Here is a 23,122-nt window from a genome sequence, read left to right on the forward strand (position 1 = left end):
GTCTTCGCTTGCTTCCTCAACCACGGGTTCCCTCCCTTCCTCCCGCGCGCTTCGCGCTTCGTCGGACGAGACGGTCGGTCACCCGTGGCCATTCAACTTGGCCGCCCTTCGGGCGACCCATTGAGCACCGAACATCGGCACTTCATCGCCAGAAACTGGAGATCGATCGCAATTGCCTTCGAAGCACCTGCTCAGGGCTTCGGGTCGATTAGCCGAGAGATCGTTGAACGCCATGGACCGGGCCTCCGAAGGAGGCTCACCTGAATGGCCCTGGGCGACCATTGGGAGCCCAGGGTTATCGGGACTGCGATCCGGTCCCCGAAGGGGGCAAAGGCATAAAGCTCCAACTCCTTGCGCATTCCCCCCACGCCTCGCCGGGCTTGACGGCGTCGCGCGTTGTGCGCTCCCTTCGAGGACATGGAAGACGCCACAGCCATCACTGAGACTCAGCCCGTCGCGCTTCGGCGCACATCGTGGCGGACGCGCTATCCAGCGCTCGCGCGCTTCACGCGCAGCGCCGTGGCCGTGGTTGCGCTCGTCGGCATCCTCGCCATTATCCTGATCGCTGTCCTCGGGCCGATGGTCTGGCACTTTGACGCCAACACGATCGACGAAGAATTGATGGGCTCGCCCCAGGGGCCCTCCTGGACCCACCCGATGGGCACGGACATCCTGGGGCGCGACGTGATGGCTCGCGTGCTAGTCGGTGCGCGGATCAGCCTCGCCGTCGGAATCGTCTCGATGCTGATCAACCTGGTGATCGGAGTCGGGATCGGAACGCTGGCGGCGTGGTTCGGCGGATGGATCGATACCGTGCTGATGCGGATGGTCGATGCGCTGTACAGCATCCCGATTCTGCTGATCGTGATTATCCTGCAGGTCTTTGTGAAGCCGCTGATTGAGAAAGCGATCCCGCCGGATGCCGATGTGCCGCTATTGCTTACGCCGGACCTCGTCAGCATCTACCTGGCGCTCGGCGTGGCGAACTGGCTGACGATGGCGCGCCTGTCGCGCAGCGAAGTGCTCAACCAGAAGGGGCGCGACTACGTCTCGGCGATCCGATCGCTGGGCGCGGGTCAGCCGCGGATTCTGCTGCGACATGTGCTGCCGAACTCGATGGCGCCGCTGCTCGTTGCGGCAACGCTCGCGATTCCCGAAGCCATCTTTATAGAAAGCTTCCTCGCCTTCATCGGCCTGGGCGTTTCGGCTCCGCAGGCCTCCTGGGGCACGCTGGCCTCCGACGCTCTGCAAAGCCTCGACGTCTCGCCGCACCTACTGATCTTCCCCGCCATCGCCATCAGCCTGACGATGCTGTGCTTCAACCTGTTCGGCGACGGCCTGAGGGACGCGCTGGACCCATCGGCATCGAAGTAGGGGAGCGACTCATGTCCGGGAAAATGGTACTTGGGATTTCCGTTTGCTGCCTCGGGATTCTGGTCTTTCTGTCTCGCGCGGGGTGCATTGGCAACTCCCTTGTTCATCCTATCTCAATCACCGACCGACACATGGAAATCGTCAAAGGTGTCTTTGACCTGGAGGAACTGCCCGCCTCCGTTGTGGTGGAGCGGGCAAAAGGGATCACGGAGGCGACCGGAGTTATTATCATCTACACGATCAAGCTCGACCCTCGTGACCTGAAGGAGCTGACGCGTAACGTCGAGGTTCAGGAAAGGGAGTACGATTATGGAGAGTTAATCGGTGAAATCTCAAACGACCGCGCGATAACTTGGGTGTATGAGGGCTACAACGAGTTGAGTAAAGCCTACCTTATCGGAACCCGCCCCGACCGCCGACGCGGAGCGTATTGGCTCGTGGAGGATGAAGATCGACTTACGATGTATCTGCTTTATCCTTAGCAGATAGCTAAAACTGAAAGTAGATAAACGGCGTCACGCCCAGGGGTGAGAAGTAGTATACGCACAGCAGGGCAAGGAAGGCTAGGGCGAGGTGGGGGACTCGTTCGAAGGAAAGGTCCTGGATGTGCACGTGTCGGTATTCTCCCAGGTAGTGACTGAAGATCACAAGCGGCAGGACGATCAGAACGAGCGGCGTGAAATACCATTCGAGGAATCCGAAGTTGTTCAGGCCGAACATTCCGGAAATCATCAGCAGCGATTGTGAGAAATCGGGGCTGCGGAAGAACACCCACGTGCAAAGCACGAAAACGAAAGTTCCTGTCCATCCGATGACGGCGCCGATCTTGCCGGGCAGCAGAGGTCCTTTCCCCCAGATCTCCATCTTCAGTTTGTGAAGAACCAGCGCAATTCCGTGCAGGATTCCCCACATGACGAAATTCCACGAGGCCCCGTGCCAGAGGCCGCCGAGCGTCATGGTCGTCATCAGATTAATATAAGTTCGGCGGCGCCCTTTGCGATTACCTCCGAGCGGAATATACAAATAGTCCCGTAGCCACGTGGAGAGCGAGATGTGCCACCGGCGCCAGAACTCCGTGATGTTTGTTGAAACATACGGCATTCGGAAGTTGATACCGAGATCGAACCCCAGCATTCGCGCGGCTCCGATGGCCATGTCGGAGTAGCCGGAGAAGTCGCAGTAAATCTGGATCGCATAGGCAATCATGATCAGCCAGAGCGTGCCGGAACTCCAGACCTGGTAATTGTGAAAACCGGGATCGACAAACATCGCCATCCGGTCTGCGATCAGGACTTTCTTGACGAGACCGAGCAAGAAGCACTTTGCGCCCGTGGAGAGATTCTCTCGCTTCAGTGCAATGGGATGATTGAGCTGCGGAAGGAAATCGGCGGCACGCACAATTGGGCCTGCCACCAACTGGGGAAAGAAAGCGACAAAGAGTGCAAAGTCGATAAAGGCGGGCTTGTTCTTAATCTTTCCAAAGTAGACATCAATGGAGTAACTCATCGTCTGGAAAGTATAAAACGAAATCCCGACCGGCAGGATAATGTCGAGATTCGACACGCCGACACCGAATCCGCTCAGGATTTCATTGGCTGAGTCGACGAAGAAATTGAAGTACTTGAAGAAGCCGAGCAGGCCGAGATTCGTTGCCAGGCTGATCGCGAGAACACGCTTGCGGTGGGTACCATTCGGGTGATTCAGCAAATAGCCGCCGGCCAGAAAGTCGACGATCGTCGAGAAGAGGATCAGCCCCAGGAATCTCCAGTCCCAGTAGCCGTAGAAATAGTAACTTGCCGCGAGCAGGAAGAGTTTCTTCTGTCGATTCGACCGAAGAAGAAATGTCACCAGCAGGACGACTGCGAAGAAGATATAGAAGGCGAGACTGGAAAAGATCACGGGGCTGCCGGAGCCTCCCGGTTAATGATCGGTTCCAGCGCCTGCGCCAGCGCATCGGCGATGAGCGCGTGCCCGCGCGGATTCAAATGACCTGTCGCCGGATTATGGCGACTGAAGCCTCGTCCAAACTCCTGGTCGGAGGCGTATAGCCCGTAGAAGCTCGCCTGGCGAACGTACGTAAGATGATGCTTCTTTGCCAGCGCTCGATACACTCGCCGCTGTTCCTGCTCGATCGGCGGTGGTTCGATCGCGATTCCGTTCGAGTTCACGGCCGGGTAGCCGGGAACGTCGAGGAGCACCACGGGAACCGGGAAGCGCGCGGCCAGTTCCCGCAACTCCCAATCCGCGCGATCTCGCTCGATCTGCGGGACTTCGGGCGACTTGACTTCGGGTTTCCCCTCTTTCTTCGGGGGCGCGTCCTGCTTCTGGCCTAGATAGAGTTTCAATCGGAAGAGCCCGTACCTGGCGAGCGCAGAGTGGCAGTACAAGGGTCCAAGGATCGGGTTCGTCAGCACTCGGCCGCCGCTCGGGTCATTCTGTACAAGGTGGATGTCTTTGCCTTCGCCGGCGATTTCCCAGAAGCCCTGGCCCTTGCCGATGGCGTTCGACGTCAGATCCCGCCACGCCGCCTGAACGACGACCAGATCGGGGTCGAGTTTCTCCTCGAAGAACGCCGCATTCCCCAGCACATCCGGCATCGACCACCCGCTTGACCCGGCGTTGACGACCTGGACGCCGGGGTGCGCTTCACGCAGGCGCTGCTCCAATTGGTTGCAGAACGTCACCTCGTCGCGCACCTGCATCGCTTCGGTGATGGAATCGCCAATTACGAGAATGCGGAACCCGCCGTCGGGCACAGGAGGAATGTGCCCACCTCGCCAGCCGTATTGCCCGGCGCGCGACACCCCGTAGCCCTCGGTCCCATCGATCAGCAGGGAGCCCTCGCGGGCGATCCACCCGAGGTTCGGATCCAGCCGAAGAGGAATCGGGTACGTCACCGCCAGGCGCAGGATGACTTCCATCACAGCGAGAGCCAGCACTGCCGCAGCGAGGACCTTCAGAATCTTGGAGAGCTTCTTCTTCACGCCGTGCTGCCCGTCCCCCTTGTCGCAGAAATCGTGGGCTCATACCAGCCCCCCAAGCCGGACCGCAACGGCGATCATCCAGTGGTTCGGGACGCGTGGCTTCAGGTCGCCGCCCCTTTTCTCCCTTGCCTGAGGCACGCGTCTTGCCCATCCTCCCCGCGCTATGGGCCGTGAGAGCATTTCCAGACTTCTGCTGATCAATCCGCCGACGGGGCTGTACCGCCGGGACGATCGTTGCCAGTGTACGGTCGAAGACCAGACCGTTCAGATCGTCTTTCCGCCGATGGATCTGGCGATGGCGGCCGCCTGTGCGGAGCGCAAGGGCGTGGAGTGCCGCATCGAGGACTATCCCGCCACGGGGCGCGGTTGGGACGACTATCGCCGCGATCTGGGCGAATTCAAGCCAGATGGACTGGTGGTCAACTCGACCACGGCGACGCTCGATGGCGATCTGCAGACCTGTTTCCTGGCGAAGGAACTCCTCCCTGACATTCTGACGATGGCCAAGGGCGAGACGCTGATCGTCAATGCCGCGACGGTTCTTGTCGACCATCCGGAGCTGGACATCGTCCTGCCGAACGAGGCGGAAGAAGCCGTGGCGGAACTGGCGGGAGGCACGCCGTTCTGTCGCGTGAAGGGCATTCATTTCCGCTCCGACTTGCTGGAGCGCGTTGGCGAGGAGCGCGAGGATTCGCTCGTGACGCCGGAGGGCAAGGCCCAAGTGGCGGCGCGGAAGCGTAAGCGCTTACCGCCTGAGACACCCGCCGCAATCCAGGCCGGCGCCGAGGCCCAGGCGGTGTACTTCACGGGAAAGCGCGACCTGCAGCAGGATCTCGACGGTCTTCCGTTGCCCGCGCGGCATTTGCTGAAGAACGAAGTCTACACCTCGCCCGAGACCGGCAATCCACTGACGGTCGTGCACGGCAATCGCGGCTGCCCATCGGCGTGCATCTACTGCCCGGCCGGCGTTTTGACAGATTTCACGGTTCGCGCGCGCAAGCCGGAGAACATCGTCGCGGAGTTGAAAGAATGCGTGGAGAAGTACGGCCTGCGCGAGTTCCTCTTCCACGGCGATACGTTTACGATCAATAAGCGCTGGCTGCTGGAGCTGTGTAACGGCATCGTGGATGCCGGGCTGGATATTCACTGGGGCTGCAACAGCCGTGTGGATACGATCGATGACGAGCGCGCCGCGGCGATGAAGCGCGCCGGCTGCTGGGTCGTGGCGTTCGGAATCGAGAGCGGCGACCAGGACATGCTGGATCGTATGAAGAAAAACGCGACGTTGGATCAGGCGCGCGAAGCGATCGCCGTCTGCAAGCGCAACGGCCTGCGGACGCACGCATTTATGGTGATCGGCCTGCCGTGGGAGACGGACGAGACGCTCGAACGCACTTACCAATTTCTGCGCGAGTTGAATCCGGATTTCTTCGACTTCAACATCGCGACGCCGTTGCCCGGGACTGAACTGCACGAAATCGCCGTGCGCGAGAAGTTGTTCGAGCAGGATTACGACCCGGCGCGGGCCGGCTATGCGACCGGTGGCGTCCAGACGCTGTCGGGGATTTCCAGCGCCGACCTGGTGAAGTGGCGGCGCGAACATCTGCTGAAGATGTACCTGCGCCCCACTTATATCGGGCGGATGCTGGTGCGCGCCGGCGGCCCGAAGAACACCCTGCAGTACATCAAGGCCGGCGCCCGCCGGCTGCGCCAGCTCACGGCTCGATCGAAGCCCGAAGCGGCGGAGTCTTCCGCCTCCTCCTGAGTGCCTCGCCCTCACTCTTCTATGCAAAAATAGGCATTTCGTGCCCCATAGCGCTTGATTCGGCCGAATATTGCGCTTATGCATGAGTTGTATCGCACTTGGGATTCTCCGATCGGCAGTTCCTTCGCGGAGCTGTCCAATCTTTGTGGGCTTCAGAAAGCGATTCCGATGAATGCCCAGACGCGTTCCATTCTCATCGGTGCAGGTCGAGTCACCGTCATCTACGCGATTGTCGGCGCGCTGTGGATATTCTTTTCGGACTCCGCCCTCGAACTCTACTTCAAGGACGCCGAGAGTCTCAGCATGGCCCAGACGTACAAGGGCTGGGCTTACATCGCTGCGACTGCAGGTTTGCTGTTCCTGCTGATTCACCGAGAGCTGACGCGCTACACGATGCTTCGCGACAAGGCCCGTCGCGAGGAGGAGAAGCTCTCCGCCCAGATTCTCGATTCCGAGCAGGCGCTGCACGCCAGCGAGCGCAAGTTCCGTGCGATCTTCGAGGCCGCGCCGGTCGGCGTGGTGACCGTGCGGAGCGATCGCACAATCGGCATCGGCAACCCGGCCATGGCAAAGATGCTGGGCTACAAGGTCGGCGAATTGGAAGGGAAGCACATCCGGGAGATTACGCATCCCGACGACCTGGAAGAGGATGGGCGCCTGTATGCAGAGCTGGCGGCCGGTAAGCGGACTCAATACAGCATGGAAAAGCGCTACATGCGAAGTGACGGGGGATTTGTCCCGACGTTCTTGACGGTGGCGTCGATCCGAGGCAACGAGGGCAAGTACCTCTTCGCCGTCGGCATTGCGCAAGACATCACCGAGTTGAAGCAGCGGCAGGAGGAGATTCGCCAACTGAACGAGGACCTGGAACAAAAGGTCGAGGATCGCACGTGGCAGTTGCAGTTGGCGAACCGCGAGTTGGAAGCCTTCTCCTACTCCGTTTCCCACGATCTGCGGGCGCCGCTGGACGCGATCGAGGGCTTCGGCAAGGCCGTCCTCGAGGATCACGGACCCAAGATCGGCAGCAAGGGGCTCGACTATCTGAATCGCATCCTGAGTTCGACGACTCACATGCGGCGGCTGATCGACGATCTTTTGCTGCTGTCCCGAACGTCTCGGCAACAGATGGACATGTGTGAAACGGACTTGTCGAGTATTGCTCGCGGGGTTTTCGAAGAGCTTCGTCGGCGGGACTCGACGCGGGATGTCCAGTGTTTAGTGCAGGGCGGCCTTGTGGGCCGGGCCGATCCGGGGCTGATGCGCGTGCTGCTGGAAAACCTGATCGGGAACGCCTGGAAGTTCACGACCAAGAGCGGCGAGACTCGGATTGAGTTCGGGCGATGCGATTCGCTGCCCGACGGGCTTGAAAATCCATCCGGGGTATGCGCATACTTCGTGGCCGACAATGGAGTTGGCTTCGATATGGATCTTTCGGACCGGCTTTTCACACCGTTTCAGCGCCTGCACAGGGAGGCCGATTTCCCCGGCACGGGGATCGGGTTGGCCACGGCTCAACGTGTTGTCACCCGGCACGGGGGAGAGATTATCGCGCGCAGCAAACCGGGAGAAGGTGCGACATTCTATTTCACACTGCCTGACGGGCGGTCATGAGGGGAGTCTGATGAAGAGGTGCGAGCGGCTCAGGGGCCACGGAGAGGCGGGCCATCCATAATGTCCGACAAGATTCGAGCATTGATCATCGAGGATTCCGAGAACGATCTCCTTCTTCTGCTGCGTGCGCTCGAGAAGGCCGAGTTGAACATCGACCACCAGCACGTCATGACTGCCGATGAAGTGAAGGAAGCCATGTCCGAGGAGTGGGATGTTATTCTCGCGGACTACCGGCTGGAAGATTACGACGGGCTCGATGCGCTCAAGATCGTTCGTGAGAAGAATGAAGACGTTCCATTTATTCTGGTGTCGCGGACAATCGGCGACGAGCGTGCCGTGGAAGCGATGCAGGCCGGCGTGCAGGACTATGTTCTGAAAGAGAACCTGATTCGCCTGGCGCCGGCGATCCAGCGCGAGGTGCGCGAAGCACGCAGCCGCCGGAATCGCCGCATCGCAGAGGAAGCACTGCTCGATCGAACGCGCCAGTTGCAGGCTATCGTCGACACGACGCCCGACTTGATCGCCCGCTACGATCGCCAGTTACGGCACCTCTTCGTGAATCAGGCGACCTGCGAAGCGACCGGGATTCCGTTTGAGGACTTCATTGGTCGAACCAGCGACGAGCTGGAGATGAAGCCGGAATTGATCAAGAGATGGAATGCGAGCCTGAAGGCCGTCTTCCGTTCCGGCAAGCCGCGCCGACTGAGTTTCGCGTACGAACTACCGGATGGCGTTCATTACTACGAGACGTTGATTGCGCCGGAGATCGTGAAGGACAGCAAGATCCAGACGCTGATCTGCAACACGCGCGACATGACGCGCGAGGTTGCCCTGCAGACGCAACTGCGCCAGGCGCAGAAGATGCAGGCCATCGGTCAGCTGGCCGGCGGAATCGCGCACGACTTCAACAACTTGCTGCAGGTCATCGGCGGCAATGTCGAACTCGTCATCGACGAAACCGGACCCGCCTCGCCCGTTGCAGAAAACCTGCGTGAGATTTCGCGGGCGACGAAGCGCGCTACAAACCTTGTGCGCCAGCTTCTGATCTTCAGCCGACGGGATGAGCTCGAGTTGAGTGAACTCGACCTTTCTCAGTACCTGCCGCAGTGTTTGCTGCTGATTCGTCGCGTGATTGGCGACCACATTGAACTCGAAAGCGAAATCGAAGACGGGCTGCATCGCGTTTCCGCAGATCCGGGTCAGATCGAACAGGTCTTGATGAACCTTTGCATCAACTCGCGCGATGCGATGCCCAACGGTGGGACCTTGTCCGTGAGCTTGCAGAATTGTGTGATGAGTGAACTGAATGCCGAGCGTCGTGCGAATGCACGGCCTGGAGCCCATGTTCGGCTGCGCGTTTCGGACACCGGGTGCGGCATTCCGAAGAAGAACCTAGACCGCGTTTTCGAGCCTTTCTTCACGACGAAGGAAACGGGATGGGGAACCGGCCTTGGACTCGCGACGGTTTACGGAATTGTCGAGCGGCACGGTGGCTTTATCGAGGTGAATAGCACTGTCGGCGAAGGTGCTACGTTCGATATTTATCTCCCCGCGCACACATCGTCGCAGCGGCAGAGCAAGGATCCGCGATTCGATCATGAACCGCAGCCCGGCGAAGGCCGGTGCGTGTTGCTGGCGGAAGACGATGACCAGGTGCGGCGTCTGGCTCGGTCAATCCTGGAGCGCGGCGGCTACGAAGTCATCGAAGCACGCGACGGTGAAGAAGCGATCGCGCTCTTCGAAAAGACCGCGGCGGCATTCGATTTCGCAGTTGTCGATGTGATGATGCCCAAGAAGAACGGAGACGAAGTCTATCGCGCCATTCGGGCTATTCGTTCGCGATTGCCGGTGCTCTTCACAACAGGATTCGATAACGAAGTGATTGAGCGGCAGCATCTCCCGGAGGACCAGGCGGCATTGCTGCCGAAGCCGTATTCCTCGAAGAAGCTGTTGGCGATGATCGAGAGTCTCTTGTCCGATCAGTGATCGCGCCGAGGATCGAGTGCGTCGCGGACGCCTTCGCCCACAAGGTTAAAGCACGTCACCGTCAGGAAGATTGCGAAGCCCGGGAACACGGTCAGCCACCACGTTCCCTGCACATCGTTGCGCCCGTTATTCAGCAGATCGCCCCAGGAGGCCATCGGTTGCGGCACGCCGAAGCTGAGGAATGACAGCGCCGATTCCACCAGAATCGATCCCGCGATACCGAAGCTGATCATTACGAGGATCGGCCCGAGGGCGTTCGGCAAAATGTGCAGGAAGATGATGCGCATGTTCGAACCGCCGAGTCCGCGAACGGCCTGCACGAAGTCCTGGTTCACAATACGCAGGAATTCACCGCGCTGGAGACGCGCCACGCCAGTCCACCACACAAGTCCTAATGCCGCCATGATGTTGAAGATGCTCGGTTTCAGATAGGCTTGAACGGCAAGGATCAGGAACAGCACAGGGAAACACAGGACGATCTCGATCAGGCGCGAGATGATCAGGTCGGCCCAGCCGCCATAATATCCCGCCAACGCTCCGAGAATGATTCCGATCGTGACGTAGATCGACACCGCCACGATGCCGATCAACATCGAAATACGCGCGCCGTAGACCATGCGAGACAGCACATCGCGCCCGTTCGTATCGGTGCCCAGAACATGGTAGTGCTGGTTGTCGACGTACTCGGCCTTCGGCAGCAGGAAGGTCGGCGCCTGGCGATTTTCGGCGGTCAGGTTTTCATTCTCGCCGTATGGCACCATCGTGCGGACAACGCTCCATCCAGAGTCCTTGAACTCTTGCGACTCGATCAGTCGGCGATAGGGGTATGTGTCCTGCACAGGCGGCCAGATCATCATCCAGATGGTTGCGCAAATCGCCGTTGGAATCGCCACGGCGAGCATGAAACGCCATGCTTTCTTGAAGCGCTTTCGATTGAACCACATGATGTGGAAGAAGATGTAGAGGAAGATGAAAATGATCTCCCCGGGCGTCAGTGTTCGCGTGGCGGGGAAGCGTTTCTGTGGAACGAGTTCGACGTTCGAGTAGTCGAACTCCTCCTCGAATGAGGCGAGTGCTGTCTGGTAGGTTTCTTCGCCACCGTTGGAAGGCGCGCGGAAGTAAGCCGCAATCTGTCCGGAGAGCTCGTGCAGGCGACCGTGCTTGTCCGTCTTCAGATGATTCTCGATGCGATCGAACGTGTCTTCCATCCCTGAAACGAGACTGCGGATTTCGGACTCATCTCCCTTGGCAAGCGCAGCGTCCATGCGTTGTGCATAGTCGAGAATGACAAAGTAATTCTCATCGTAGTCATCGAGGAAAATCGCCTTCACGTACAGAGGGCGCGAGTTGGCGATCAATGGGCAGAACACACCGATCGTGGCGACCAGCCACGCGATCAGCAGGCCAAACATGGCGAGTCGATTACGACGGAAATCCTGCCCCACCAATTCCCAATAGGATCGCGGCGAGCCAGGCCCTTGGGGCTTCTGCTCGGGGGTTTCCTGGGGAGTTTTCGTTTCCTCAGTCAATGCAGTACCTCACTCGTATTTGATCCGCGGATCGGCCAGCGCATAGGACAGGTCGGCGATCAGAATACCCACCAGCGTCAGCGCGGCCGAGAACACCAGAATCGCGTTCACAACGGGATAGTCGCGATAGAGAATCGCTTCGAAAGACAGGAGCCCCATACCTGGAATCGAGAAGATCGATTCGATAATGATGGAGCCCGCAAAGAGCTGCGGCAGCAACGTTGCCGACAGCGTGATGATCGGAATCAAGGAGTTGCGCAGGACGTGCTTGAAGATCACAACGCGCGGGTGCAGGCCCTTTGCTTCGGCCGTGCGCACGTAGTCCTGACTGATTGACTCGAGCATGGAACTGCGCATTTGGCGAGACAGGAAGGCGAGGCTGCCGTACGTCAGCGATGTGACAGGCAGGATCAGGTGCAGGATCAGATCTTTGATGGCCTGTGGGTCGGCAGTGCGCCAATCGAGTCCTTCGCTGTTCATACCGCGCGTTGGAAAGAGCTCCGGCCACTCGCCGCCCCAGGGCGTTGGCCCGCCAGTCAGCGTCAGCAGCAGCATCTGAGCGACCCAGAACGTCGGCAGCGCGTAGAGAACGAACAGCGCGACGGTCACCAGCTTATCCGTGCCGGAACCGCGTTTGACGGCGGAGAAGATCCCCAGCGGGATCGAAATCAGGTACGAGAAGAAGATCGAAAGTCCCGCCAGCATCACCGACACGGGAATGCGCTCCAGCATCAGGCGCGTGACCGAACGTTTGTGCTTGTAGGAGGTCCCGAAATCGAACTTCACGACCTGGGCAGTCCACACGCCAAATTGCGTATTCGTCAGAATGTGCATGACATCCTGGAACGTGTTGAAGTCGCGGAAGCGAATGCTCTCGCGATTGTAGAACGTCTTCCAGCGCTGGATGATCTCAGGCTTCTCTTCCTTGAATGCTGCCGGCTGGCTGAGGAAGTTGAAACCCGTCAGGCCGCTGAGCGCATTGTTCGCGCGCAGCACCACGGCGTCGTCCGGCGACTCGAGTCCCTTCACTAAGAGTGGAATCGTGTAGCCACCGAGCTTCTGCACGTCGGTCGCTTCGACGTTGCCATCCAGGTAGCTCTGGACCGTTTGCTCGACCTTGGCAGGTTCGAAACGTTCCTCGTTCTCGTCGTACCACTTCTTCCAGTACGCTAACTGCTCGTCGACGGGCTTCTCGCCGAGACCCTCCGGGCGATGCTGTGCCAACGCCGGCATCAGTTCCACCAGTCGCTGCATGCTTTGCTCGACATCGACTTGCTTGTCGAGATCGTTGGTTGGTTCGAACTCGTGATCGATCGGGCCGTCGACTTTGCTCAAGCGATCGGCCATGTCGAGCGCAGGCTTCATGGCGATTGTGCTAACCATGCGCAGGCGCTTCGACGCATCGTCCTGCCAGAACTTTGAGGGGCGCAGGAAGTCATGTAGCGCGCGGCGCGCCAGAAACTCGCGATCCTCGAAGTTCAGATTGAACAGCATGGGCTTGTCGAGACCCAGCATGCGGCGATTCTGCTCAATCAGGTCCTCGTAGCCGACCGTGCTGCTGGCGGTGGCTTTCTGGCCGACGGCCGCGGGTTCGCCGGGCGTCAGCCGAGTCAGGACGAATGTGATCACCATGATGCCGAACAAGGTGATCAACATCAGGAGCAGACGCTTTATGATATACTGAAACACGCGTTGGCCTCGTGACTGTCAAAGGGTAAAGAAAAGAGGGACGGAGTCGCTTGCGGGCTCCGCCCCTGGAAAACCACGACCTAGTTCTGGGATCGGCGATCGGCGTCCGCCCACCACCATTCGCGGAAGTCGTAGGGATACGTAGAGGGATACAGCTTCACGCCCTGCAGTCCGCGATTGTAGAAGTAGGTCTCGTAGAATCCGTAGAGGAAGCACACCGGCTGGTCTTCGGCGACGAGGCGATGGATCTTGCGCGCCATCTCCCAACGCTCGATCGGGTCGAATGTCTCGCGCATCTGAACCATCAGGTGATCCGCTTCGTCGTTCTGGAAGGAAACGAAGTTGTCGCCCTTGTTCTTGATCTGGCTGGAGTGCCAGATCTGATACGGGTCCGGATCAAGCGCTGTGCCCCAGGCGAAGCGCACGGCGTCGAAGTTCTTCTCGCGAACCTCCTCGCTGAACACCGTCCAGTCGAGTCGCTTGATCGTCACCTTGATGCCGGCCTGCTCGATGTGTTCCTTCACGATGTCGGCAACTTTCTGGTGATAGTCGCGTGCGCTGTGAATCATGTATTGGAACTCGAACGGAACCATCTCGCCGTCGATTTCCTTTTCGATCACACCGTCTTCATCGCGATCCAACCAGCCCGCGCGGCGCAGCATGCGCTTGGCCTTCTCAGGATCGTATGGAACCTGCGGGACGTTCGGATCGTAGCCCGGGCCGCGGCTGTAGAACGGACCGGTGACCAATTCTGCAAGGCCCTTGTGAATGTCGGTGGCAATCTTCTGGCGCGGGATCAACATGTTCAGCGCCATGCGCACGTCCTTGTCCTCGAAGAGCGGGCGGGCGCAGTTCCATCCAACGTACGTGTACAGGAAGCCGTAGCGCTTCGCGCGCACGATGCGTTCCTTGAAATCGTCTGTGTTTGTTTCATCCAGGAACCACTGATCCGGCTCGATGTCCATGTCCGCATCGATGCTGCCCTTCTGCAGTTCCTTCAACGACGCCGTCTTTTCCATAATGATCGCGAAGATGATGCGATCCATGTAGGGCTGATTCGGCTCCCACTTGTGCAGCGATTCGGCGGGCAACTGGCTTCCCCAGAAATTGTCGTTGCGTTCGAGAACGAGCGACGAGCCCTGGTCCCAACTCACGAGCTTGAACGGCCCCGTTCCCAGCGGCTTCGTGCGGAACGGATGCGAGTTGAACGCGTCGCCAAGGGCCTTCTCGTCACCGCCGTATTGATCGGGATTGAAGACGTGGCGCGGCAGCACCGGCAGAATGCCGACGAGAGCGGCAAACTGATTGAAGTATGGTTTGCGGGCCTGGAAGTGAACCGTCGTGCCGTCGTTCTGAACTTCGCACATGGTCACATCTTCCAGGTAATTCCGAATGTGCTGTGCGTTGACGTTCAGGTTCATCGCGATTTCGTAGCTGAACTTCACGTCCTCGCCCGTCAGAGGTTCGCCATCCTGCCATGTCACGCCCGGGCGAATGTGGAAGTAGAACGCGCACTCCTGCTTACGGTAGGGGCGGTCAGTGATCTCGCCGCCGACGCGATCGCGCCATGTGTCGAGGTCGCCCATCTTTACGCGTACGACGTTGTTCTTGTTCGCAGGATCGTAGCCTGTGTTGACTTCGTACGTGGTCGGCATCGTGTTGATTTTGCCGTGATAGGTCGCGCCGCCCCACTTGTCCTTCAGGGTCAGCGAACCGCCTTCGACATCGACGGCTGCGAGATCGTACTTGCTGAATGTGTAGCGCTTGGCGCCGGGGACGAAGGCCACTTCTGAATTCGAATCGTTTTCTTCGCCGAGTTCCAGGAAGATGCCTTCCTGCACCTCGCCGCCCTTCGTCTTCATCAGGTCGGCCTTCTCGAAGGCCCAGGCGGTCCAGGGGAAGTACTCGAGCGTATCGAAGTCCTGCTTCACCAGGTCGTCAAAGATCAGACGCTCGACCAGCGCTTCGGGCTGGCCAGTGCTTGTCATCGGGTTCAGTTCCTGGAAGTCGCTTGGGGACCGCACGCGCAGCACGCCACCGCGAATCGGCTCGGCTTTGCCGCGCATGCCTTCGGGGACATCCGGATTCCACTCGTCGAGGATCGACGGCTTCACGTAATCGCTCAGCTTCGCGGTGCGAACTTCCTCGGCCTGTTCGACAGACTCATCCTCCGTTGCGGCCTCATCGATGACCTGGGGGGAATCGTTCTTGTTCTCGGTCTGTGCGGTGGCTGTCTCGCTGTTGGGACTGTTGCTGGCCTTCTCGCCGCCGCTGCAGCCGATCAGGAAGGAAATGGAAAGCATCGTCAGCAGCGCCACAATCGCCGGGCGCCGCAAAGCTGTCGCGTTCTTGAACATCATGGGTCGTCATCGTCTCCCGAAAAGGATAGGCCGCTGCGCGGTTCGCGAGTCTCGTCGGACACCAACACAGATCACCCCGGGTGTGTGCATTACTCCCGGGACTGGCCTTGAACCCAAAGAGTGTCATTGGGCCGGGGCCCCACTGCAAGCAGGGAATGGCTGGTCGATGGTGGCGGACGCTGTGCCCGACTCGGCTATCGATGCACGCCTTCCAGGAAGTGGGCCAGGATGTGCCCGACGGCGCGGGGCTGTTCCAGGGGCGAAAGGTGGCCACAATCGTCGAGAATGTGGAGTTCGGAGCCCGAGATGGCCGCTGCCATGCGCTCGGATTCCTTCGGCGGCGTCAGCATGTCGTCGTAGCCACACAGGATCATCGTTGGACACCTGATTATCGGGGGCACGGCGTCGTAGTCGCCGCGGGCGGCGATGGCTTGCGTATCCGCCGACATCGTCTCCGGTCCGGCATCGTTGGTCATTGCCAGGACTCGGGCGGCGATTTCCGGATTGGCCGCGTGGCGGGGCGAGAGGATCCGGTTCAGGAACGGCCTCACCACGAGGTCATAGCGACCGCGCTCGCACAGGCGCACGACGGACCGGCGACGTGCCGCTGCCAGGACGGAGTCGCCCTTCGCGGCCGTGTTCATCAGGCAAAGGGCGCGGAGGCGCTCCGGAGCCAGGCGGGCGAATTCGAAACAGACGTAACCGCCCATCGACAGGCCACCGAGGGCGAAGCGGGAGAATCCACAGGCGTCTGCAACAGCTTCGATCCGGCGCGCGGCGGCGGGCAGCGACCCCGCCTGGGCGATTCGAACCACCACCACTCGGAAGCGATCCGTCAGGCAGCCGAGGATAGGCTCAAACAGACGTTCATCGAGAGCAAGGCCCGGCAGCAGGATCACCGGAGGGCCGGATCCACGGTCGGTTAGTATCCAGGATTTCGGGTCCTTGGCGGTCACTTCGAGCCAATCTCCAGGCGAAGTCTTTGCCGACAGCAAACCGCATTCGAGAGTCCGGGACAAGGCTTTCAAGCGGGTTTCCGGCCATGAATTTCAAGCACCGGCCGTGGACTTTGCAAGTCTAGAATTATCAAAGGTTTGCAAGTCAAAAAAGTTGCATTTTCGAGAGCCCCTGGACTTGACAATCGGCGGCTGCCCGCAGAAAGTCATCATGCCTTTGCGCTTGACGGGTCGGGCCTTGTTTTTCCCCCAACATTTTCCAAATCGAAGCGCGAAGTGGCCCAGTCTCGCGGCATCATTGCGAGCTTCGGTCCGAACCCCTCTTGAATCCAGTCCGGAGTTGCTCTGTTGAGTCCTGAGAAGAAAGCGAACAAGAAGAACAAACCAGTCGGCCAGTCCTACGACGAGTCCTCAATCCAAGTCCTGGAAGGGCGCGAAGCGGTCCGCACGCGTCCGGCCATGTACATCTCGAACACGGACTCGCTGGGTCTGCACCACTTGGTCTACGAGATCATCGATAACTCGATCGACGAGGCCCTCGGCGGCTACTGCGACACGATCCAGATAGTCATCCATTACGACAACTCAGTAACAGTTGTCGATAATGGCCGCGGTATCCCTGTGAAGGAACACCCGCAGCAGAAGGGCAAGTCGACCGTCGAGGTCGTGCTGACCATCCTGCACGCGGGCGGCAAGTTCAAGAAGGACGCCTACAAGTACTCCGGCGGCCTTCACGGCGTGGGCGCCGCGGTCGTGAACTTCTTGTCCGAGTGGATGGAAGTCGAGGTGCGTCGTAACGGCGAGACGTTCTTCATGCGATTCGACAACGGCGGCAAGGTGACGAAGCCGCTGGAGGCGATTGGCAAGTCGCGCAAGACCGGCACACGCATCCGCTTCAAGCCCGATCCGACGATCTTCCAGACGATCGAGTTCAACTTCGATACGCTGAGCACGCGCTTCCGCGAGCTTGCCTTCCTGAACCCGGGCATCACGATTTCTATCGAGGACGAGCGCAGCGGCAAATCTCACAGCTATCGCTACACGGGCGGCATCACGGAGTTTGTGCGGCACCTGAACGCCGCGCGCCAACTGGTTCACAAGCCGGTGTACTTCAACCGCGAGCGCGAATATGTGCGCCGCAGCAACAAGGAAGAAGTCACCGACACGATCCAGGTGGAGGTGGCGCTGCAGTACAACGACAGCTACGATACGCGCGAACTGAGTTTCGCGAACTCGATCAACACGCGCGACGGCGGCACGCACCTGACGGGATTCCGCCGCGCGCTGACGACGACGATCAACCGCTACGCGACGAAGAACGATTTGCTGAAGAAGCTGAAGGGCAGCAATTCGCTCTCCGGCGACGACGTGCGCGAAGGCCTCGTCTCCATCATCAGCGTTCGCGTGACTGACCCGCAGTTCGAAGGTCAGAACAAGGGCCGCCTTCTGAACCAGGAAATTCAGGGCGTCGTCGAAGGACTTGTGAACGACGCCATGATGGAGTGGCTGGAAGAGAATCCGCGCGAAGCGAAGAAGATTGTCGAGAAGTCGATCACGGCGGCGCAGGCCCGTGTGGCGGCGCGGCGCGCCCGCGAAATCGTCCGCAAGTCGGCGATGGAAACCGGCGCGTTGCCCGGCAAGCTGGCCGACTGCGCAGAGCGCGATCCGGCAATGGCCGAGCTGTACCTGGTCGAGGGCGATTCCGCCGGCGGCTCCGCCAAGCAGGGACGCGACCGGCACTTCCAGGCGATCCTGCCGCTGCGAGGCAAGATCATCAACGTCGAGAAGGCCCGCATCGATCGCGTGCTTTCCAACGAGGAAATCCGCACGATCATCACGGCGCTCGGCACGGGTATCAAAGAAAACTTCGACGTCTCGAAGTTGCGCTATCACAAGCTGATCATCATGACGGACGCGGACGTCGACGGCGCGCACATTCGCACGCTGTTGCTGACGTTCTTCTATCGCCAGTTCCTGGAACTGATCGAGCGCGGCCACATCTACATCGCGCAGCCGCCACTGTATCGCATCAAGAAGGGCCGCCGCGAGCAGTACCTGGATACCGAAATGCAGAAGGATCGCTTCCTTCTGGACGAAGGCATCGAGGACGCCACGGTCATCGTGCGCAACGGCAGCGCGAACGGCACCGAACTGAGCAAGAGCCAGATCCGCCAGTTCTGCGACATGATGATGGACCTGGACAAGCTGGGCGGGATTCTCCGCCGCAAGACCGTTAATCTGATCGATTTCCTTGAGAAGCGCGACGAAAGAGGCCGCTATCCGATCGGGATGGCCATGCGTGGCGACGAGCAGGTGTGGGCCTATACCGAGAAGGAACTGGCAGCACTGGAAGAAGAAGCCGCTTCCTCCAACGGCAACGGCAACGGCGAGGAAGAGGAAGAGCAGAAGGTCAAAGGCAATGGCAGCGATCTATTCAGCGCCGGCGACGAAGAAGATGTCGAGCAGGATGCCGCCGAGGCCGTCGAGGAACCGGTCGTGCCGATCGATTTCTACGAGCTGCCGGAGGGCAAGGAGATCGAAGCGATCGTCAAGGCGCTCGAGAAGATGAAGTTCGACCTGAGCCTGTTCGATGTCAGTCACCTGGACCGCGGTGAAGGTGGAACGGACGAAGCCGCTCCCTTCTTTGTCCACGACAAGGGCAAGACCGAGCACCCGTGTCACTCGATCGTCGAAGTATTCGATCGCGTGAAGGACATCGGTGCGCGCGGCATTCAGATCCAGCGCTACAAAGGTCTCGGCGAAATGAACCCGGGGCAGTTGTGGGAGACCACGATGGATCCGAAGACGCGCCGCCTGCTGCAGGTGAAGCTCGAAGACGTCGTCACGGCGGACGAGATGTTCACCACGCTGATGGGCGACGAAGTCCTTCCACGCCGCGCCTTCATCCAACGCCACGCCCCGGAAGTGCAGAACCTCGACGTGTAGGAGCAGTGGCGAGTGGGTAGTGGCTAGTGATTAGTGGCTAGTGGCTAGTGGCGAGTGGCTAGTGGCGAGTAAGAGAAAATAGCAATCGCGATGGGCGAGAGGCTGTTATGGCTTCTCGCCCATTGTCATTTGTCGCGACCCTTCAGGCCGCGGACGTGGGTCCGTCCGGGGACCCAGGCCTGACGGCCTGGGCTAAGGAATCGCCGGCCCGTTGGGCCTGGGGATGGGTGGAAATGGCTGCTGTATTCTGAGGCAAACCGCTGAGCGCCAACGGCGCGTCATCCCTTAGCCCAGCCCATCGGGCTGGGTTCGAGGCGCGTTGGTTTTTTCGAGCCCTGAAGGGGCGACACATCATCCGTGGTCGCGGCCCTTCAGGCCGCGGACGTGGGCCGATCCAGGAACCCAGGCCTGCGGCCTGGGCTAAGGAATTGCCGGCCCTTTGGGCCTTTGTGTATTGGTGGAAGTGGATTGGGGCAGTAGAACGAAACGTCCCTGCAGGCCCATTGAATTTCCAGGCCATCGCGTCTGAGGCGTCGGTCGAATCCCAGCGAATGCACAGTGCTGTTTTGAGCGCCAACGGCGCGTCATCCCTTAGCCCAGCCCATCGGGCTGGGGTTCAGGCGCGTCCGTTTTTTCGAGCCCTGAAGGGGCGACACATCATCCTGCATCGCGGCCCTTCAGGCCGCGGACGTGGGTCGATCCCGGGAACCCAGGCCTGACGGCCTGGGCAAAGGAATCACCGGCCCGTTGGGCCTTGGGGTCCGGCGGGAATGGCAGTCACGTTGTAAGGCTCACCACAGTTTGAAATCCAGGCGGGTAGCCCGAGCGTGTTGTTGAAATCGATTGCCGCATTCCCTATCGAACACCTGAGCGCCAACGGATTCATTGCCTCGTTGGGCACGGGGTGTTGGTGGAATTGGATTCAAACGAATGGGCGGAACATTCTTGAGCGCCAACGGCGCGTCATCCCTTAGCCCAGCCCATCGGGCTGGGGTTCAGGCGCGTCCGTTATTTCGAGCCCTGAAGGGGCGACACATCATCGGTGACCGCAGCCCTTCAGGCCGCGGAGACGGGCCGATCCGGGTACCCAGGCCTGCGGCCTGGGCTAAGGAATCGCCGGCCCGTTGGGCCTGGGTGTTAGTGAAAGAAAGGATGGACTTGTGCCCAATCAGCCCTCAGGCTGCGGATTCATTTTGCTCCTTCTCCGACATCCCAATATCCAGCGAGCCTGAAGCCGTATCCTTCGTTTCGCCATGCCGTGTCAGCAAAAGAGACAGGGTCGCGAAAGGCAGAACGGCACGCAATTCCGCCCAGCTCGAAGTTCCCACCACGTTCGATCCGCGCGGTTTCACTCAGATCACCTTCCCAAGCTGACCCGTCAGATGGGGCCCCTACATAGTTGGTATGAACCTCGTCCTGACACCATTCTCCCACGTTTCCGCTCATGTCATAGAGGCCCCAGGAATTTGGGAGCTTCTGTCCTATGGCATGCGCGTATTCCTCACCAGTATTGTGCCTGTTCCAAGCGAAACCGTATACTATCTCGTAGTTGGGATCATCCCCCCAATAGAACCTCGTTGTTGTGCCCGCCCGACAGGCGTACTCCCATTCTGCTTCAGAAGGAAGTCGCACGCGGAAGGATCCCTGGTTTGTAGCCCGAACATAGTCGTTGAGTACCGCAATGTAGTCCTGGGCGTCATCCCATGAAACATAGCTCGCGGGTTGCAAGGTATAGTGGGGAATAGCAGTAGCCTCTTCCGCCCATGGCTCTGTTTCCATCAACGCCTTCCATTGCCCTTTCGTGACCTCATATCTCCCCATGTAGAAGGAGTGGTCAATGTCAACTAGATGTTGCGGAGCTTCGTAGCCGTAGCTGTCTTGCTCTCCCGGATACCTCCCCATCAGGAAGCTGCCGGAGGGGATGGGAACAAACGTGAGAGGGACATCGCCGGGGAGCATGATGGTGACTTCTGTTGGTGCCGAGCGAATCTCAACGCTCTCCAGGAAGAAGGAACCATCCGGATCAAGTATCTGGTGCTCCGGATCGGCCAATAAGTCAAGAGACTCGAGCAGACTCTCGCCCACGCCCATGTTCGGAGGGAAGTAGACTGTATACTGCCGGGAATTGCCCAAGGTCGGCGTGTTCAAGGCCTGCCCTGTGGGGGCAACAACCGTGTAGCGTCCCGTGCGGAAGAGCGATTCATTCATGCGAAGTCGGAAGGTCGGGGCCAACTGAGGATCTTCGTAATCACTAGCGATTGTGAAGATCCCGTAGTACATCCTGCCGGGTTCGATCAGGACGTTATTCTCCGGGTCGAGGGAGGAACCCCAGAATCCGAATTGGTACTCATTCGAATCGGATGGCGAAACAGAGAGTCGCTGTCCGTCTGAATCATAAGAGAATTCCGGAGGATCAAACAGACCTGGAATGTCGAAGTGCTGCCAGCCATCCGTTCCATTCGCGAAATCATAAACCCGTTCGACGCGGGATTGAGAAAGGCTGGAGTCCGACAGGGGGGCGATGGAAACGTGATCCAGCTTAAGTGTCGCGGTGTTCGAGTCCTCCGGAGAGAAATTCAGCATATCGAAATACAGTTCAAAGATGGAACATGTGGCGGGCGGAGAGAAGTAGAGGTCGTAGTAGGAACCGATTTGCCGTGGGGAGTAGGTGCCTCCTGCATTTGATTCGACAACAAGGACGTCGGATTGCTGAGCGTTCTGCGTTGTCATGCGAATGCGGAACGTGGGAACGATGGAGGCGTCATTCTGGTCGCTCAAAATCCTACAGGATGCCTTGAAGATCGTGTTGCCATCGGCCCGATCGACGGTGAGTCGAATGCTGCTGGAATTGCGAAGGGTAGCATCGGATTCGGCAACCTCGAAGGCGGGGGATTGCCAGATGCCGACGAGGTTGGAATTCGATGTGGCCGTCATGTTCAACGTCCCTGGTTCGCCAATCGTGCTCGAGAACCCGGGGGCATCGAACGGAGGCCAACCGAATGGCTTCCATCCCTCGCGATCTCTCTCGAAATCGAATGTGACTGGCACTGGATCGGGATTCACCAACGGCACCGGCGTTGCTGGGAAGACAACTACGCGCAAGCCGACGAGATTCGATTGGGCACTCAACCAAGCTAGGTCATGGAGCAAGTCGAAGCAACTCGGTACAGTCTCGTTCAAGCCAAACGATTCCCTTGATGTACCTGTACAAGAATCGGCAGCGCTGTCGCTGCTTCCTCCGTAAGCTCTTACGTAGCTATACCAGTGCCCATCCGGATCCCAAGGGGGATCCGGAGCCACACAGGTCTCACGCCGATAGGTCGTCCACTCGGCCACATTGCCACTCATGTCGTAGAGACCCCAGGCGTTTGGGAGCTTGCCTCCAACTGGTTGTTTTACGCCGTTCGCATTGTCCTCGAACCAGGCGTAGTTCCCTATCGCCGTGTGGCGTGGGTCATCACCCCAGTAGTAGTCCGTGGTTGTCCCAGCCGCGTAGGCGTACTCCCACTGATCGACCGACGGTAGCGCCGCCCCGGCAAAGACCTCGGGGTACTCAGCGCGCAGATAGTCACCGAGAGTCTTCACGAAGTTCACAGCCTCGTCCTGCGTCATGTTGGTGGCCGGTTTCAAGAAGTCCGGTGACTCCGGATCGCCCGATTCGCCGGTGGGCGTGGAGCCAGTGAGAGCTTGCCATTGGCCGTTCGTGATCTCGAACTGGCCCATGTAGAAATCGCGTGTGATACCCGTGCCTTCATCCGATCCCCGCGGCGCGCGGACAAAGATCAGGGGCAGCTCAACGCCGCCGGGGAGGATGGCAGTGAAGTCGGCAGGCACAGCATCGCCGCAGACCCCATTCACACAGATCAGACACAGTATAAGCAGAAGTGTTCTCATCCCGAATCCCTCCGATCCTGGCGACAAC

Annotated in this window: 13 protein-coding genes; 6 read left to right on the forward strand and 7 right to left on the reverse strand. The window is 59.5% G+C overall.

The window, feature by feature from the left end:
• Nucleotides 1-417 precede the first annotated feature (417 nt).
• Nucleotides 418-1,374, forward strand: a complete 957-nt coding sequence (locus tag KQI84_18035; protein MCB2156781.1) for an ABC transporter permease — start codon at nt 418-420, stop codon at nt 1,372-1,374.
• 11 nt (nt 1,375-1,385) lie between these two features.
• Entirely contained in the window at nt 1,386-1,856 is a 471-nt protein-coding gene (locus KQI84_18040) for a hypothetical protein (protein ID MCB2156782.1), read from the forward strand.
• A 7-nt stretch (nt 1,857-1,863) separates the two neighbouring features.
• Here the strand turns inward: KQI84_18040 and KQI84_18045 are convergent, their stop codons facing one another.
• Together KQI84_18045 and KQI84_18050 are read right to left on the reverse strand one after the other, a co-directional pair.
• Nucleotides 1,864-3,273: an MBOAT family protein gene (locus KQI84_18045; GenBank protein MCB2156783.1), complete on the reverse strand. Its 1,410-nt coding sequence runs from the start codon at nt 3,271-3,273 to the stop codon at nt 1,864-1,866.
• Complete coding sequence (locus KQI84_18050; GenBank protein MCB2156784.1) at nt 3,270-4,358, reverse strand: hypothetical protein; 1,089 nt, start codon at nt 4,356-4,358, stop codon at nt 3,270-3,272. The genes KQI84_18045 and KQI84_18050 overlap by 4 nt, the downstream gene beginning before the upstream one ends.
• 163 nt (nt 4,359-4,521) lie before the next feature.
• Here KQI84_18050 and KQI84_18055 point away from each other — a divergent pair, with 163 nt between their 5' ends.
• The 3 genes from KQI84_18055 (at nt 4,522) to KQI84_18065 (ending at nt 9,720) form a co-directional block, all read left to right on the forward strand.
• Nucleotides 4,522-6,123 carry a radical SAM protein gene (locus KQI84_18055; GenBank protein ID MCB2156785.1) on the forward strand — a complete coding sequence of 534 codons (1,602 nt, stop codon included), beginning with the start codon at nt 4,522-4,524 and terminating at the stop codon, nt 6,121-6,123.
• Nucleotides 6,124-6,291: 168 nt separating this feature from the next.
• The gene (locus KQI84_18060) at nt 6,292-7,734 is read left to right on the forward strand and encodes a PAS domain S-box protein (GenBank protein ID MCB2156786.1); all 1,443 of its coding nucleotides are present in this window, start codon (nt 6,292-6,294) and stop codon (nt 7,732-7,734) included.
• 60 nt (nt 7,735-7,794) lie between these two features.
• Nucleotides 7,795-9,720 carry a response regulator gene (locus KQI84_18065; GenBank protein MCB2156787.1) on the forward strand — a complete coding sequence of 642 codons (1,926 nt, stop codon included), beginning with the start codon at nt 7,795-7,797 and terminating at the stop codon, nt 9,718-9,720.
• On the opposite strand, the gene KQI84_18070 is transcribed toward KQI84_18065, so the two are convergent.
• From KQI84_18070 to KQI84_18085, 4 genes are all read right to left on the reverse strand, one after another.
• Entirely contained in the window at nt 9,714-11,249 is a 1,536-nt protein-coding gene (locus KQI84_18070; GenBank protein MCB2156788.1) for an ABC transporter permease, read from the reverse strand. The genes KQI84_18065 and KQI84_18070 overlap by 7 nt on opposite strands.
• Nucleotides 11,250-11,258: 9 nt before the next feature.
• On the reverse strand, nt 11,259-12,938 hold the full coding sequence (locus tag KQI84_18075) for an ABC transporter permease subunit (protein MCB2156789.1): 1,680 nt from the start codon (nt 12,936-12,938) through the stop codon (nt 11,259-11,261).
• 80 nt (nt 12,939-13,018) lie between these two features.
• The gene (locus KQI84_18080; GenBank protein ID MCB2156790.1) at nt 13,019-15,298 is read right to left on the reverse strand and encodes a hypothetical protein; all 2,280 of its coding nucleotides are present in this window, start codon (nt 15,296-15,298) and stop codon (nt 13,019-13,021) included.
• Between the two features lie 194 nt (nt 15,299-15,492).
• The gene (locus tag KQI84_18085) at nt 15,493-16,254 is read right to left on the reverse strand and encodes an alpha/beta hydrolase (protein MCB2156791.1); all 762 of its coding nucleotides are present in this window, start codon (nt 16,252-16,254) and stop codon (nt 15,493-15,495) included.
• Between the two features lie 348 nt (nt 16,255-16,602).
• On the opposite strand from KQI84_18085, the gene gyrB reads away from it, so the two are divergent.
• A complete protein-coding gene (gene gyrB, locus KQI84_18090) occupies nt 16,603-19,200 on the forward strand; it encodes a DNA topoisomerase (ATP-hydrolyzing) subunit B (protein MCB2156792.1) in 2,598 nt (865 codons plus the stop codon).
• 1,188 nt (nt 19,201-20,388) lie between these two features.
• On the opposite strand, the gene KQI84_18095 is transcribed toward gyrB, so the two are convergent.
• On the reverse strand, nt 20,389-23,094 hold the full coding sequence (locus KQI84_18095) for a formylglycine-generating enzyme family protein (protein ID MCB2156793.1): 2,706 nt from the start codon (nt 23,092-23,094) through the stop codon (nt 20,389-20,391).
• Between the last annotated feature and the right edge of the window lie 28 nt (nt 23,095-23,122).

The organism is bacterium (assembly GCA_020444065.1).
Taxonomy (GTDB): Bacteria; Sumerlaeota; Sumerlaeia; order SLMS01; family JAHLLQ01; genus JAHLLQ01.